10 protein-coding genes and 1 pseudogene are annotated in these 14,015 nt (G+C 50.7%); 5 read left to right on the top strand and 6 right to left on the bottom strand.

Translation table 11 applies throughout. The features are described from left to right. Positions 1 to 95: 95 nt before the first annotated feature. The 3 genes and pseudogenes from EL309_RS10105 to EL309_RS10095 all read right to left on the bottom strand — a co-directional run bounded on the left by EL309_RS10105 (position 96) and on the right by EL309_RS10095 (position 4,528). Positions 96 to 2,150 carry a transferrin-binding protein-like solute binding protein gene (locus EL309_RS10105; RefSeq protein ID WP_193777304.1) on the bottom strand — a complete coding sequence of 685 codons (2,055 nt, stop codon included), beginning with the start codon at positions 2,148 to 2,150 and terminating at the stop codon, positions 96 to 98. A 482-nt stretch (positions 2,151 to 2,632) separates the two neighbouring features. Then, positions 2,633 to 2,914: a transposase gene (locus tag EL309_RS10100; protein WP_372513003.1), complete on the bottom strand. Its 282-nt coding sequence runs from the start codon at positions 2,912 to 2,914 to the stop codon at positions 2,633 to 2,635. Positions 2,915 to 3,059: 145 nt separating this feature from the next. After that, positions 3,060 to 4,528, bottom strand: a pseudogene (locus EL309_RS10095) (DASS family sodium-coupled anion symporter). 317 nt (positions 4,529 to 4,845) lie between these two features. On the opposite strand from EL309_RS10095, the gene miaA reads away from it, so the two are divergent. From miaA to ypfJ, 3 genes are all read left to right on the top strand, one after another. Beyond that, entirely contained in the window at positions 4,846 to 5,784 is a 939-nt protein-coding gene (miaA, locus tag EL309_RS10090; RefSeq protein ID WP_004284882.1) for a tRNA (adenosine(37)-N6)-dimethylallyltransferase MiaA, read from the top strand. Positions 5,785 to 5,900: 116 nt separating this feature from the next. Further along, positions 5,901 to 6,440 carry an RDD family protein gene (locus EL309_RS10085; protein ID WP_004284884.1) on the top strand — a complete coding sequence of 180 codons (540 nt, stop codon included), beginning with the start codon at positions 5,901 to 5,903 and terminating at the stop codon, positions 6,438 to 6,440. Positions 6,441 to 6,498: 58 nt separating this feature from the next. After that, positions 6,499 to 7,344 (top strand): KPN_02809 family neutral zinc metallopeptidase, encoded by an 846-nt coding sequence (gene ypfJ, locus EL309_RS10080; RefSeq protein WP_004284885.1) that lies wholly within the window; start codon positions 6,499 to 6,501, stop codon positions 7,342 to 7,344. 416 nt (positions 7,345 to 7,760) lie between these two features. Here the strand turns inward: ypfJ and EL309_RS10075 are convergent, their stop codons facing one another. Together EL309_RS10075 and EL309_RS10070 are read right to left on the bottom strand one after the other, a co-directional pair. Next, positions 7,761 to 8,675, bottom strand: a complete 915-nt coding sequence (locus EL309_RS10075; protein ID WP_004284888.1) for a c-type cytochrome — start codon at positions 8,673 to 8,675, stop codon at positions 7,761 to 7,763. Next, positions 8,668 to 10,020 carry a cytochrome c gene (locus EL309_RS10070; RefSeq protein ID WP_040670066.1) on the bottom strand — a complete coding sequence of 451 codons (1,353 nt, stop codon included), beginning with the start codon at positions 10,018 to 10,020 and terminating at the stop codon, positions 8,668 to 8,670. Before EL309_RS10070 ends, EL309_RS10075 begins: the two co-directional genes overlap by 8 nt. Positions 10,021 to 10,208: 188 nt before the next feature. On the opposite strand from EL309_RS10070, the gene EL309_RS10065 reads away from it, so the two are divergent. Next, on the top strand, positions 10,209 to 11,933 hold the full coding sequence (locus tag EL309_RS10065; protein ID WP_004284891.1) for a sensor histidine kinase: 1,725 nt from the start codon (positions 10,209 to 10,211) through the stop codon (positions 11,931 to 11,933). Continuing rightward, positions 11,926 to 12,522 (top strand): response regulator, encoded by a 597-nt coding sequence (locus EL309_RS10060; RefSeq protein ID WP_040670067.1) that lies wholly within the window; start codon positions 11,926 to 11,928, stop codon positions 12,520 to 12,522. Before EL309_RS10065 ends, EL309_RS10060 begins: the two co-directional genes overlap by 8 nt. Before the next feature lie 211 nt (positions 12,523 to 12,733). On the opposite strand, the gene EL309_RS10055 is transcribed toward EL309_RS10060, so the two are convergent. Further along, complete coding sequence (locus tag EL309_RS10055; protein WP_004284894.1) at positions 12,734 to 13,312, bottom strand: opacity family porin; 579 nt, start codon at positions 13,310 to 13,312, stop codon at positions 12,734 to 12,736. Positions 13,313 to 14,015 lie beyond the last annotated feature (703 nt).

The raw sequence follows: 14,015 nt of genomic DNA, 5'->3' as shown, positions 1-14,015 counted from the left end.
TCGGTATCGGCGGATGAGGCCGTCTGAAAACCCAGGCGGCTAGGCGGCAGGATGAAACGGGCAAACCGCTTCTCCTGCCGGGTTCAGCCTGCGGCTTATTCTTGTTTGGTTGCGCCGAATACCGCACCTGCGCGGATATCTGTGCTGTCTTGGTCTTTATCCGGTGAGTTGTAGATCAGCGTGCCGCCCAGTTCGCGTGCGCCGGGGCCGTAGAAACCGCCCTCCACTTTGGCATCGGGAACATAGGCGGAATAGCCTTTAGTGAGATTACCCGGGTCGAAGGGGAAGCTGCCGTCGGTATAGCCTCGGCCTGTAAAGCCGCTGCCGTTGATATTGGCTTCGATATTGAATACTCTGCGGCTGTCGGTGCCGATTAATGCGCCGTTCAGCTTTTTGTTATCAAAATCAACGTCAAATGATGAAACGCCGGATCTGCTGCTTGAGCTGATGTTTTTCATGGTGGCGTTATGACCGTAGTCGGGGTTGCCGAATGCGTGGCGTTGCGGCGGTTGTACTTTGATAAAGCCGGTCCAGCTGCCTAAGTATGTGGCTTTTCCTGATTGCGGCAGATCGGATACGGGGGTTCTTTCGCCTTGTAGATAGAGAGCGTGCACGGGGTCTTGCCCTGCTTTTTCCTGTAACACGAATTGGCCGAAGCGCAGATAGCTCAAGTTGCTGCAACACACCTGCACGAACTCGCGGGGCTTGCCTTCGCTGTTCTCCGGTAGGGTAATGCTGTGGGTTTTGCCTGTTGTGTCGGCACCTATTTCGGCGTTGGCGTTTTTCAGCATTTCGTCAAGCTCAGCTTTTTCCAAGTCGAAAACTTTGTTGCCGAAGCGCAGTTTCATGGCATAGCCGAAATTGGCTAAAGGTTTGCGCTCGGTTTCGGTGAGGTGTTGGCGGACTTCGGGTTCTTTTTCTTCTTCTTCGGTAAAGTCTTCTTCTGTAAGGGCGTCGTTTGCGGCGGTGTCGGTTTCGTTGATTTCTTCTTCCTCTTCGTACTCCACATCAACCCGTTTGGGAACGGTAATATAGAAAGCGTCTAATAATGCATTGGTTTTTTTAGGTTGGTTCGGATTGTCGCTATCGCGTTTTGCGCCGAATACGACAAACAAAGAGTTGTCGTTGGCTAAGAATTTGCCGGCAAGCTCTTGGGCTTCGGGGCCGTAGAAACCGCCTTCGAGCAGGTTGGAGTCGGCAGCAAAAAATGCTTTGTCTAAGGTTGAAGAGTCGTCGTTTACCTTAGATAAGGCTTTTCCGGTAAAGCGGTTGCCGTTGAGCTGTGCTTCAATGTCGTACAGCTTCCTTTTGGATTCGATGCGTGATTCGTAATGAAGCCCGCCTGTCATGCTTTTATCGGCGAAATTAACGGTAAAGTCAGACGTATATTTTTTGTCGGTAGTCTCATTTGCTTGGCCGGTTGCACTGGCAATATCGCCGTTACCTTTCAGGCTGTTAAAACCGTTGCCGAGGTGAGGGTTGCTTCCGGGTTCTTTTCCTTTGCCTTTTTTTACGTCGCTCATGAAATACCACTCACCCCGATAGTTTACGTTGTTGTCAACGGGAAGGGCGGCTGCGGCAGAGGTGCCGTGATAAAAGGTGTGAACGTTCCAGCCTTCTCTTTGCGTATACCATTTTAAATCGCCCTCTTTATCCCTAACCGTTTCTTCAATTACTTCGGGATAATCGGCAGTAACGTGGCCGAAGCGGATATATTGGTATTTGCCTTCTTGCTGTTTGCCTGTGTGATAAACATGATGAGCCCCGCGGTTGTTAGGGTCGTTCTGCATTTCTTTCAGCTTGGGAATAGTCAAATCTGCATCGTTAACGGCTTCGACATCGTTGGGATTGAGCGGTATGTAGATTTCCGCTTCGGTAGGATTGCCCGATGCGTCCAACAACGGATTGCCGTTTTGATCGTGCTTGGCTCTGTTGCGGCGCAAGCCTTTCATCACAAAACCTGCGGCAGGTTGTTTTAAGGCAGCCTGCTCTTCCGGATTTTGGCGAGGTTCGGGTACTTTTTCTACTTTGGGCGGTTCGGGTAGCGGGGGCGGTTCGGGGTTGACGTTCAGCGTATCGAAGCTGCCGCCCGCACAAGCGGTAAGCATGGCGGTAAGGCTGCAAAGTGAGAGTGTTTTGAGCTGCTGCATCTATTGTTTCCTTATATCGTATCAATGGTGTTTTGTAACAACGGTTTTTTTAATGTGTTGTTTAAAGCAGGCAGGCATACTGATTCATTACGCCCAGCATCTGTTAAATATCAAGGTGTTCGGTTTTGTAAATATGCGTCAATCCGATAAGTTGTGTTTGATAATATTTTTATGCAAAACAGGTTCTTATCGAAGAAGATGTTGCTTTGGAAATCAGTAAAACTGGGAGTAATCCCGATAGATGGTTTGACTTGTGCGTTAAAAAGCACTTGTTATGTGAGAAGCGTATATTTAATGAAAAGACCGTAAATCATTACAATCTATTTCGTTTTTTAAAATATTAAATCAATATGTAATTTATGTAAATAGGAATTATTTGTAATTTTATTGAAAGAGTAGGGAGTAGATGTCAAACCGATGTCTGCCAAAGTGTAAGCCAAGTGAAGTAGGGGAATCCGGCAAGCGGGCAAACATCGGGCTGACTACCCAAAGGAAAGATGGCGTATAATCAATATATTGATGAGGCTGTATTCGAGTTCGGGGTCGGAGAGGCTGTGCCATTGGCCGAGCAGGATGGCTTTGAACATGGAGAGCAAAGGATAGGCGGGACGGCCGCCATTGTCGCGCACGTAGCGGGTTTTGCGGCCGGCGAGGTATTGTTCGATGGGTGTCCAGTCAAGAATACGGTCGAGTTTGATGAGTGGGAAGCGGTCGAGATGTTTTTCGATGTGGTGGAGGGCGTCGGTGTGTAAAAAGCTGCTCATGAACAAAATCCTCTAAATTCTCGGAGTTTGATGTGAGTGGAAATTTAGAGGATTTTTGAGGGTTTTGCAAAGGTCTCAGGCCGTCTGAAAACTCGCAAAGCTCGTTTTCAGACGGCCTCATTAACATAAACACTATAACACTATATTACCAATAACCTAAAACTTTCCACCAAACGCCGCCGATAAAAATGAATACCAGCAGGTTGACGACGCTCATCACGAAGCCGGCTTTCCACCACTCGCTGAGTGTGGTGTAGCCCGAGCCGAAAATCACGGGTGACGTGCCGGTGGCGTAGTGGGTAAGCGTCATCATGATACTGGAAGCGGCCGCCATCAACAGGGCGAACAGCATGGGCGGTGCACCCAAGGCGATACCGGCGGCGTAGAAAGCACCGAGCATGGCGGTAATGTGGGCGGTGGTGCTGGCAAACATATAGTGCGCATACATATAGGCCAGCAACAGCAGCGTCGATGCGCCCACCCAACCCAAGCCGAGATGTTCGATGCTGCTTTCCAATACGCCGGAAAACCATGCGATCAGGCCGAGTTTATTCAAGAAAGTGGCCATCATGACGAGTGCGGCGAACCACGTTACGGTGTCCCACGCACTTTTTTCTTTGAGAATGTCGTCCCAAGAAAGCACGCCGGAAAGCAACAGCAGGGAAAGGCCGATAAAGGCGGTGGTGGTGGCATCGACTTTCCAACCGCTGCCGAACAACATGGCAGGCACGCCCGCCCACAAGATCAGCAGCAGCGCGAAAATGCCCAGCATGATTTTTTCGCCGCGGTTCATTTTACCCAATTCTTTCAGCCGTTCTTTGGCAAACTGGGCGGCGTTCGGTGTTTCTTTGATTTCGGGCGGATAGATGAAATAGAGCACCAACGGCATCAAAAACATGGCGGCCAAACCGGGCAGCAACATGGCCAGCGCCCAAGTGCCCCAAGTGAGATGAATGTCGGAATTGGTGACTTTGGCAACGATATCGACCACCAGCGGGTTGGGCGCGGTGGCGGTGATGAACATGGCAGAAGTAATCGGATTGCTGTGATAGTTTACCAGCGCCAGATATTTACCGATGCGGCCTTGCGTGCCTTTTTCAGGGTCGGAATCGTAGCTGGAGGCAATCGCTTTCATCACGGGGTGGATGATGCCGCCGCCGCGTGCGGTGTTGCTCGGCGTAACGGGGGCGAGCAGCAGCTCCGACAAGGCCAAGCTGTAACCGATGCCCAAGGTTTTTTGCCGAACAGGGAAATAAACAGATAACCGATACGCGCGCCCAAGCCGGTTTTCAGGATGCCGCGCGAAATCATAATGGATACGCCAATCAGCCAAATCAACGGGCTGGCGAAACTGCTCAAAGCATCTTTAATGGCGTCGGCGGGCTTTTCGGCGGTAACGCCGGTAACGGCCACCAGCATAATCGCCACCATCGAAAGTGCGCCGATCGGCATGGCTTTGCCGATAATGGCGGCAATCACGCCGACAAACATTGCCAGCAGATGCCATGCTTGGGGCGTTACGCCCTCTGGCACGGGAATCACGAACCAAATCAATAAGGCCAAACCTACTGCAATGGCAGCGGGTATCGGTTTGAAGCCGAGTTTGTTGTCCATATCGGTATCCTTTTTGTGTTTGAACGGGAAGCATAATGTGAATATGCTGTTGAGATAAAAATGCTTATTTATTCTACCGAAAAGGCCGTCTGATAAAAAAAACGCAAATTTCAGACGGCCTCAAAACGATATAAATTTTCCAACTGCAGACTACGCACGATAAATTATTCCGGCCCTTTACTTATGATAAGCAGATTGCATAAAAGTTTTACCTTTTTTCAAAATCTCCCATTCCCACTCCAAAACCGGCAATGCCATAGCAGAAAAACCGTTTATTTGCGATAATAAATCCCTTTTTTATCAGCATCAGCCTTCCCATGCACACACCCAAAGCATTGGCTTTATTAGGCCCGACAGCCAGCGGGAAAACCGGTCTGGCCTTGGCGCTTTCCCAACATTTTCCGATTGAAATCATCAGCTTGGATTCCGCGCTGGTGTATAAAAACATGGATATCGGCACTGCCAAGCCGACGGCTGCAGAAATGGCGGCGGTTCCCCATCATTTGATCAATATTATTTCGCCGCTGCAAAGTTACAGCGCGGCGGAATTTGTAACCGACTGCGTGCGCTTGGTGGACGATATTCATGCGCGCGGCAGGTTGCCGTTGATTGTCGGCGGGACGATGATGTATTTCCATGCGCTGACGGAAGGCTTGAACCGACTGCCGCAAGCGGATGGGCATGTACGCAGCCGGCTTCAGGCAGAAAAAGCGGAATTCGGCCTTTCCCATCTTTACCGCCGTTTGCAGGAAATTGATCCTGAAACCGCCGGACGGCTGGAGCCGCAGGACAGCCAGCGCATCGAACGTGCTTTGGAAGTGTATGCATTGACCGGCAAGCCTTTAAGCGTACATTTCAGCGAGCAGGCGGCTTTCTCTCCGCCGCTCAGCCTGCACACGGTTGCCCTGCTGCCGGAAGACCGTGCCAAACTGCACACACAGATTGCCCGCCGCTTCGATTTGATGTTGGAACAGGGATTGATTGATGAAATGCATAATCTGAAGGCACTCTACCCTGAATTAGATGAGAATATGCCGTCTATGCGCTGTGTCGGCTACCGTCAGGCTTGGGACTATCTGGAAGGCCGTCTGAATTATGAGTCGTTTATCGAAAAAGGCGTGGCGGCCACCCGCCAGCTTGCCAAACGGCAGCTGACTTGGCTGCGGAAAATTCCGTTTTCGCAAAGCACGGATCCGTATCGCGACAATATTTTTCAGACGGCCTCCGAAGCTGCAAAACGGCATTTCGGTTTATAGAAACGTATCCGTTTTACCTGCGGTATAATGCGACAAACCAACTGGTTTTTCTGCCGGCAAACCGCAGCCGGAATCCGTTTATTTACGCAAACGCTGACTCTACTTTACCGATAATTATGCAAAATCTCCGTCCGGTTACTTTAAAACGGCGCACTGCCGCCTTAATGTACGAAGCCTTATTGGTCGGCGCCGTTACCGCCTTTGCCTCACTTGTTGCCGGTGTTGCTGCAATGGGTTTGAATACTTTGTCGCCGCTGTTGTCGAGCTTGGCGGTAACGCTGATTCTGATGGCTTCATGGTGGTATTACTTCAAACTCAACTGGCATAAAAAAGGCCAAACCCTGCCCATGCAGGTTTGGAAAATCGGCTTGGCCGACCTGAACGGCATACAACCTGCGCTGCCCCAACTGCGTTTGCGCTTTATGTGGGCCTGCGTATTTATTGTTTTTGTGCCGCTACTGGCTTATCTGGCCTTACGTTATCTGATGGGCGTACCGCCGAAAACCGCTTTCGGCGCGGCTTTGATTTGGTGGATACTGCCCTGGGGCTTTGCCTGGTTTAACAGCGACCGGCAATTTCTCTACGACTATCTGGCCGGTACGCGCCTGGTTGATTTGAAACAGCCGCCCCAACATAAAAAAACAAAGGCCGTCTGAACAATAAATCCCCACACGGTCAAACATTCTATTCATAACATTCAAAAGGAAACCCACCATGCGCTGGCAAGGAAGAAAACAAAGCTCGAATATCGAAGACCGACGCGGCCAAAGCCGACGCGTCGGCGGTAAAGGCACAGGCATTATCGGCCTGATCGTATTACTGATCGGCGCATATTACGGCATCGACTTATCCGGTGTTGTCGGCGGCGGTGCGGCAAGTATCGGCGGCGCCCCTGCCAACCAACCCGTATTGGAAAGCAAACAGGAAGCGCAGCTTAAAGAGCTGGCCGGTGTGGTTTTGCATGATACCGAATTGACTTGGGGCGAATATTTTGCCAAACACGGCAGCCGTTACACTCCGCCGAAGCTCGCGCTTTACACCGCCGGCACGCAAACCGCCTGCGGCATGGGACAAGCCGCTATGGGGCCTTTTTACTGCCCGCTCGACCAGAAAATTTATTTGGATTTATCGTTTTACGAAGATATGCGTAAAAAACTCGGCGCGTCAGGCGATGCCGCGTTCGGCTATGTGATTGCGCATGAAGTCGGACACCACGTTCAAAATCTGCTGGGCATTCTGCCTCAAGTGCAGCAGGCACAGCAGGAATCCAACAAAACCCGCGCCAACGCACTGTCTGTCAAACTGGAATTGCAGGCCGACTGTTTTGCCGGCATTTGGGGCAACTATGCCGTTGCCAACAATATTTTCGAGCAAGGCGATATTGAAGAAGCCTTTGCCGCCGCCGAAGCCGTAGGCGACGACCGCCTGCAACACCAGCATCAGGGTTATGTGGTGCCGGACAGCTTTACCCACGGCTCGTCTGCCGACCGCAAAGCCTGGTTCCGCCGCGGCCTGCAAAGCGGCAACATCGACCAATGCAATACGTTTGCCACCCGCTAAGCCGACTGCGTGATATGGCTGATAAACGCAATAATAAAAGTGTTTAAGCGTTTATCTGCTGCATTAATTGATAAGCAAGGCCGTCTGAAAATATTTTTCAGACGGCCTTTTATGATCTGTTTGGTTTATATTATTTTCTAATATCTCTTCTTGATAAATAATATCCGCAAAAAATCGCTTTAATTTTCTGCAAACAAAGGCCGTCTGAATTTTCATACGGCCTCCTGCTATCTGTTTGCTATTGATGTTGGTTGCAACCCGACCATGACTGTAATCAATCGGTTTGGCTTACCTTAAATAAAGACAAACAAAGGCCGTCTGAAAATTCAGACGGCCTTCTACTACAAACTATCTGTAAAAATATAACCATACCGCACAGCAATACGATATGAGGTATGGCTACCCCAACTCTCCCATCAATACCGTGCGTCTTTCGGTTTGTCGCCGTTCGGCCAGTCTTTAACCTTGCCGGCAAAGTCCGGGCGCGGTTGGTGGGTGAAATATTCGGCGATGTCCACGGCTTCTTGGTCGGTCAAGACTTTGCCTTCGCCCCACATGCCGTGCATTTGTGCGCCCATGGGCATGGCGGCTTTGATGAAGGCGGCGGCTTTGTAGGTGCGTGCCATGCCTGCGCCGATATTGAAGGATTCGTCACCCCACAGCGGCGGGAAGGCATAGACGCCGGTGCCGTCTTTTTTACCTTCGCCGTTGCTGCCGTGGCATGCGGCGCAATGTTGGGCATACAGGTTTTTGCCGCGTTCGGGATTGGGCACGAGGTTGGTGTCTATCTTCACGGCGTTTACGATATCGACTTGCCGGCCTTTGGGTACGCCTTGTCCGACCCATTTGATATAGGCCACCATCGCCTGCATGGCTTCGCTGTCTTTGGGCAGCGGTTTGCCGTTCATGGAGCGTTGGAAGCAGCCGTTGATGCGGCCGACCAAGTCGATTTCTTTACCCGGGCGGGGCATCACGCGGGGATAGCGGTTGTAGGTGTTGATGTAGGGGTTGCCGCCCGGCACTTTGCCTTGTGCGATGTGGCAGCTGCTGCAGTTCATTTTGCTGCCGACATGCTCGGGGAGCAGGCGCGGGGTTTCGTTCATCAAGCGTTGGCCGTAGCGGATTTGCTCGGCATTCGGCTCTTTTTCGATGTCGCTGTCGGCCGGTACCGTGTATTGGCCGACTACTTTTTTCTGGTCGCCCTTGCCGGTCACAATCGGATAGGTGTAGGGGTGTTCGGCTGTTTTTTCAGACGGCCTCTCGTTGCAGCCTGCCAATCCGAAAAGAGCCGCGCCGACGGTCATGCCCAATAAAGCGAGTGTTTTATTCATGATGGTCTCCCGATGCGGTTTGAGGCACGATGTTGGGTGCTTTGGTGTTGACAAAACGGCGGATTTCGGCAACGTCGCCCGCTTTGACTTCCGGAGCTTGGTTGTGCCAGCTGTTGCGGACAAAATTCACGACTTCGGCGATGTCTTCGTCGCTCAAGTGCCTGAATCCGGGCATGGTAAACGCCATAGTGTCGTGCTTGGTGTGCGGCGTGCGCCCGCCTTCGAGCGTCACTTGAATCACGGATTGGGCGTTGTTGGCGTAAACCGCGCTGTTTTTATTCAACGCCGGGAAAATGCGCGCCATGCCGTTGCCGTCGGCACGGTGGCAGGCGATGCAGTGTTCGGCATACAGCATGGCACCGCGGCTGTTGTATTTGCCGCTTTTCAGCATGGCTGTGGTCGTGTCTTCACGTTTGGGCAGCCCTTGTGCTTTATCGGGCGACGGAGACAACGTTTTCAAATAAGCCGACATGGCTTTCAGGTCTTCGTCCGTCCAATATTGCGTACTGTGTTCCACCACTTCGGCCATAGCGCCGAATGCAGCAGTAACATCGGTGCGGCCGCTGGCAAAGAAATCCTGCAACTCGGCTTCGCTCCATGTGCCTAAACCGCGTTCTTCGCCGCGCAGGCTTTTCGCGCGCCAGCCGTCAATCACGGCACCGCTCAAGAAATGGCGTTTATCGTCGCTCAAGGCTTTTTCCTGATAAGCAAAGCCGCGCGGCGTATGGCAGGCGCCGCAGTGTCCGGGGCCTTCGACCAGATATTTGCCGCGGTTGATGCGGGCATCAAAACGGCGGTCGGCTTCAAACTGCCGCTGCGGTGCAAACATCGCTTGCCAATACGCGAGAGGCCAGCGCCAATTCAATACGGGCGGCAGGGTGCTGTCGGCATTTTTTTGGGATACCGGCTCCACGCCGTTCATAAAATAAACATACATTGCGCGCATATCGTCGTCGGGCATAATCGTATAAGACGGATAAGGCATGGCCGGATACAGCGGGGTGCCGTCTGAACGGATGCCGTGTTGCACGGCGTTTTTGAACTGGGCGTAAGTATAATTGCCGATGCCGCTTTCTTTATCCGGCGTGATATTGGTGCTGTACACCGCGCCTAAAGGCGTTTGCATCGCCAAACCGCCCGCGTAGGGTTTGCCTTTGGGTGCGGTGTGGCAGGCAAAGCAGTCCGACAAACGGGCAACGTATTCGCCGCGTTTGATCGTCTCCGAACTTGCCTCAACCGCCGTCGCGCTTTGAGGGCTGCGGCTGTAGGTTATCCATTTGGCTCCGCCGTATGCCGCGCCGAACAATATCGCCACAGCCAGAGCCGCTTTGGTAAACATTTTCATATGTGCTCCTTTTTTCCACCCTTCGGCATCGTTATATTTACAGTTTAATGAATCTGTGCTTTGATGCTTAAAAGAATATTTATTTGTGCTTGAGCACATTGTCGTACCACCGGCCGTGGCGGCTCTATTGTGGAAAACCACATAAAGCAGCCATATTTGACCTAACGCAATAAAACATAGGGATATCCATGATCATTCGGCTGTTTTTTTGCATCACCGCACTGTTTTGCGCCACCGTTTCGGCGAAAACATGGTATGTCGGCGTCTTGGCGCCGCAAGGTGCGGAAGCGGCGCGCAGCCAATGGCAGCCGTGGCTGGATTGGCTGGGCAAGAAACAGGAAGGCGAGCAGTTTGTGCTCGTTCCTTTAAGTTTGAACAATTGGCAGAAAGAGCTGTCTTCGCAGCGGATTGATTTCGCGCTGGGGCCGCAGGCGCAGTTTGTTTCGCTGCCCGATACGCAGGGCTGGCGTTGGCTGGCGACAGCGCGTTTCCCCAGCGGGCATAAGCCGAAAGCGGCCGAACAAGTCGCCAGCACGATTTGGGTGCGCGCCGATTCGGGTTTGGGCAGCGAAACCGACTTGCGCGGATTAACCGTTGCCGCCGTTGACGTTCAGGCGTTCGGCGGGTTTATGTTGGCCGAATCGGCTTTATTGGAAAAAGGATTACGCTCGGGGCGGGATTATCAGGTCGTGTTTACCGGCTATCCTGTGGAGCAGACCTTAACCGCCCTGCAAAACAAAGAAGTCGATGCCGCCATCACGCCTTTGTGCCTGATGGAAGAATGGCGCGTGCAGCAAGGTCTGCCCGAAAGCAGCTTCAAACCGCTGCACGTTCACAGCGTCGTCAACAACTGCATCTCCGGCACGCCTGTTTTCCCGCATTGGGTGCTGGCCGCCCTGCCCTCCGTGCCGGAGCAAACCGCCTCGCGCATCGCCGCCTCCTTGATGGGCAGCACCGCCGCAGCAGGCATACCGTCGTGGTCTCCGCCGGTTTCGTTTGTGGAGGCAGAACAAGTGTTGGCGAGTTTAGGGCGGCATCCCCTGCATCCCAACTGGCAGATGCAATGGAAAAACTGGCTGTATGAAAACACGATACTTGTCGGCGCCGTGGCGCTGATGCTGGTGATTTCCCTCATCAACTACGGCTGGATGGGCTGGCTGGCTTACCGACGCCGCAAAAAGCTCGAACAAGCCTACCGTCAATTATTAGAGCGCGACCGCCTGCTGGCACACGCCGACCGCATGAACATCGCCGGCGAAATGGCGGCCGGTCTCGCGCACGAACTCAACCAGCCGATGGCCGCCATCCATTACTACGCCGAAGCCTGCCTACAATTATTGGAAGCCGGCAAACAGCCCGAATCCATACGCAAAGCCCTGCACAACATCATCCAAACCACCGAGCGCGGCAGCCGCATCATCCGCAATTTGCGGCAATGGAGCAAAACGCCCGAACACGTTTATACCGACGCGCGCATAGAAGACATCCTGCAACACTGCGCCGACTGGCTGGCCTGCCAAAAACACGCCCCGCAGCTGCATTGGCACAATCAAAGCGGCTTATCCTCCATCCGCACCGTTGCCGGCATTGTCGAACAAGTTTTGATGAATTGCCTGCTCAACTGCCAGCAACAACAGGCCAAGCGGATCGACATCACCATTTTCAGACGGCCTGAATCCGAAGAGCTGGTAATCCGTATTGAAGACGATGCCGGCGGCTTCAACCAAGACATCTTGGCCCAACCTTTTATCCCGTTCCGCAGTACCAAATCCGACGGCTTGGGTTTAGGCTTGGTCATCTGCGACCGCCTGCTGCGCGGCATCGGCGGCAGCATCACCTTAGCCAACCGCTCTGACGACATTGCCGGCGCCCGAATCGAAATCTCTTTACCCGAAAGGAACACCGATGCCTGAACTCGATATCCACGTTGTCGATGACGATGCAGCCGTGTTGGACGCTTGCGGTTTTCTGCTCGAAAGTTTGGACTACCGCCCCACACTCTGGAGCGACCCCAGAATATTCCTCGAGCAAGCCGAGCTGGATAAACCGGGCATCGTACTCACCGACTGGAACATGCCGTGGCTCAACGGCCAGCAGCTTCAACAAGCCTTAATCCAACGCGAAAGCCCCTTAGCCCTCATCGTGATGACCGCTTTCGGCGACGTGCCGCTGGCAGTCGATATGCTGCAACAAGGCGCGGTGGACTTTTTAGAAAAACCCGTTTCCCTCCACCGCCTCCAAAGCGCCTTAAACACCGCCACCAAGCAAACGCTCGACAACTACGCCCAATGGCAAAGCAAACAACGCTTCAAACTCTTGAGCGCAAAAGAACAAGCCATCGCCTCGTATCTCGTGAAAGGCTATACCAACAAACACATGGCTGACGAATTAAACGTCGCCGTGCGAACCATCGAAGTCCACCGTGCTAACCTGATGCAGAAAATGCAAGCCGACAGCTTGGCCGACCTGCTGCGCCAATTGATGCTATTGGGTATTGAATAAATAGCTGAGACCTTTGCAAACCCCCATCTGCGGCGCATTTCTGCGTTGTGCGCTGCTCGCTCGTTTGCCTATCTGTATGATATGTCTGCACTCGCTGCGCTGCTACGCCTTGAACTGCATCCACATCTGAGGGTTTGCAAAGGTCTCAGCTTGAATAAACAAGAGGCCGTCTGAAAACTTTTCAGACAGCCTCTTAAGCAATCAGCAACAATTAGAATTTCACGCGTACACCGGCAGAAATTTCATGAGAAGAAACTTTTTCATCTTCGAATTTACCCCAGTAGTTATAGCGGTAACCTGCATCTAGCACCACATTCTCAGTTACGTTGTAACCGATACCGGCCAATACGCCCAAACCGGCTTTGGTTTTTCGGTAAGATTCTTCTTTAGTAACAGCAGGACTTTTTTCAGAATAGTCGCTAGCAACACGGTTCAAACCCAGACGTACGCCAGCATAAGGTTTTACAGGTGCGCTCGTGGGGAAATCATAAATAGCAGCAAGACCCACACTACTCAATTTCGACTTATATTTTTCAGTTGTTTCGCCCTCTACGTAAGTTGCTTTAGCAGTTTTATAGTGCGTATAGTCAACAGCAGCACGCCAGTTGTTATCAAAGTCGTAACCAACAGAAAGACGTGGGCTAAAACCATTTTCTGATACTGATTCGCCACCACTAGAAACTCTTACTTTGCTATACCCCAAATCACCTTGAACATACACGCCAGGAGCAGCCAAAGCAGTTCCAGATAATAATAATGCGGCAGAAGCCATCAAAGCTTTTTTAACCATTTATAAATTCTCTCAATAGAAATAACAAATGAATATTCAACTTATACGAAATATATAAGTTTCTAAATTATACATCAAAATAATTATCCTGTATCAAAAAGTTTGTGCATCATTAATGAGATTTTAAAAATAAACATAAAAAACCAAAACAGAGTTATCTCTATCAAAGATTGCACTGTTTGTTCGAATAAATAAAAGCTGTAACCACACAATTATAGCTATATACAATGCTCCACTACACAATGCTCAAAAGCCAATAAAAAGATAACTCGCTTCCTTAAAGTCAACTGTTAAATAAGGATTCACTCTACTTTTAGAAAAAGTTTCTGTTTTAATTTTACTGTGTCTAATACTGCTCTTAACATAAGATACCCAAGGCGGAAAATGTAACAGCCGGGAGTGTTAACAAAATTTCTATAGTATCAATCTTCTTAATCATTTTAATTTAATAAATACAACCCCATAATATTAAAAAATACAGAATATTTTGAAATTTATTATCAACATATTCATATAAAAGTAATAAAATCAAATTAAAATATACACATAGAATAATTGATAAAAAAATTAACTGAAAAATATATAACAATAAATTAAATTTCATTAAATATAAATTAATAAAAATAATAGTTAAAATAATAAAAAATATGCATATTTTTTTAAAATTTCAATGAACTATCCAACATAATTTCATATCTAATAA

The organism is Neisseria weaveri (assembly GCF_900638685.1).
GTDB classification, from domain to species: domain Bacteria; phylum Pseudomonadota; class Gammaproteobacteria; order Burkholderiales; family Neisseriaceae; genus Neisseria; species Neisseria weaveri.
This window is presented reverse-complemented; position numbering and strand designations above follow the sequence as displayed.

Coding starts and splice junctions, on each gene's coding strand:
- EL309_RS10105 (WP_193777304.1), bottom strand. CDS start 2,150: ATGCAGCAGCTCAAAACACTCTCACTTTGCAGCCTTACCGCCATGCTT.
- EL309_RS10100 (WP_372513003.1), bottom strand. CDS start 2,914: ATGAGCAGCTTTTTACACACCGACGCCCTCCACCACATCGAAAAACAT.
- miaA (WP_004284882.1), top strand. CDS start 4,846: ATGCACACACCCAAAGCATTGGCTTTATTAGGCCCGACAGCCAGCGGG.
- EL309_RS10085 (WP_004284884.1), top strand. CDS start 5,901: ATGCAAAATCTCCGTCCGGTTACTTTAAAACGGCGCACTGCCGCCTTA.
- ypfJ (WP_004284885.1), top strand. CDS start 6,499: ATGCGCTGGCAAGGAAGAAAACAAAGCTCGAATATCGAAGACCGACGC.
- EL309_RS10075 (WP_004284888.1), bottom strand. CDS start 8,675: ATGAATAAAACACTCGCTTTATTGGGCATGACCGTCGGCGCGGCTCTT.
- EL309_RS10070 (WP_040670066.1), bottom strand. CDS start 10,020: ATGAAAATGTTTACCAAAGCGGCTCTGGCTGTGGCGATATTGTTCGGC.
- EL309_RS10065 (WP_004284891.1), top strand. CDS start 10,209: ATGATCATTCGGCTGTTTTTTTGCATCACCGCACTGTTTTGCGCCACC.
- EL309_RS10060 (WP_040670067.1), top strand. CDS start 11,926: ATGCCTGAACTCGATATCCACGTTGTCGATGACGATGCAGCCGTGTTG.
- EL309_RS10055 (WP_004284894.1), bottom strand. CDS start 13,312: ATGGTTAAAAAAGCTTTGATGGCTTCTGCCGCATTATTATTATCTGGA.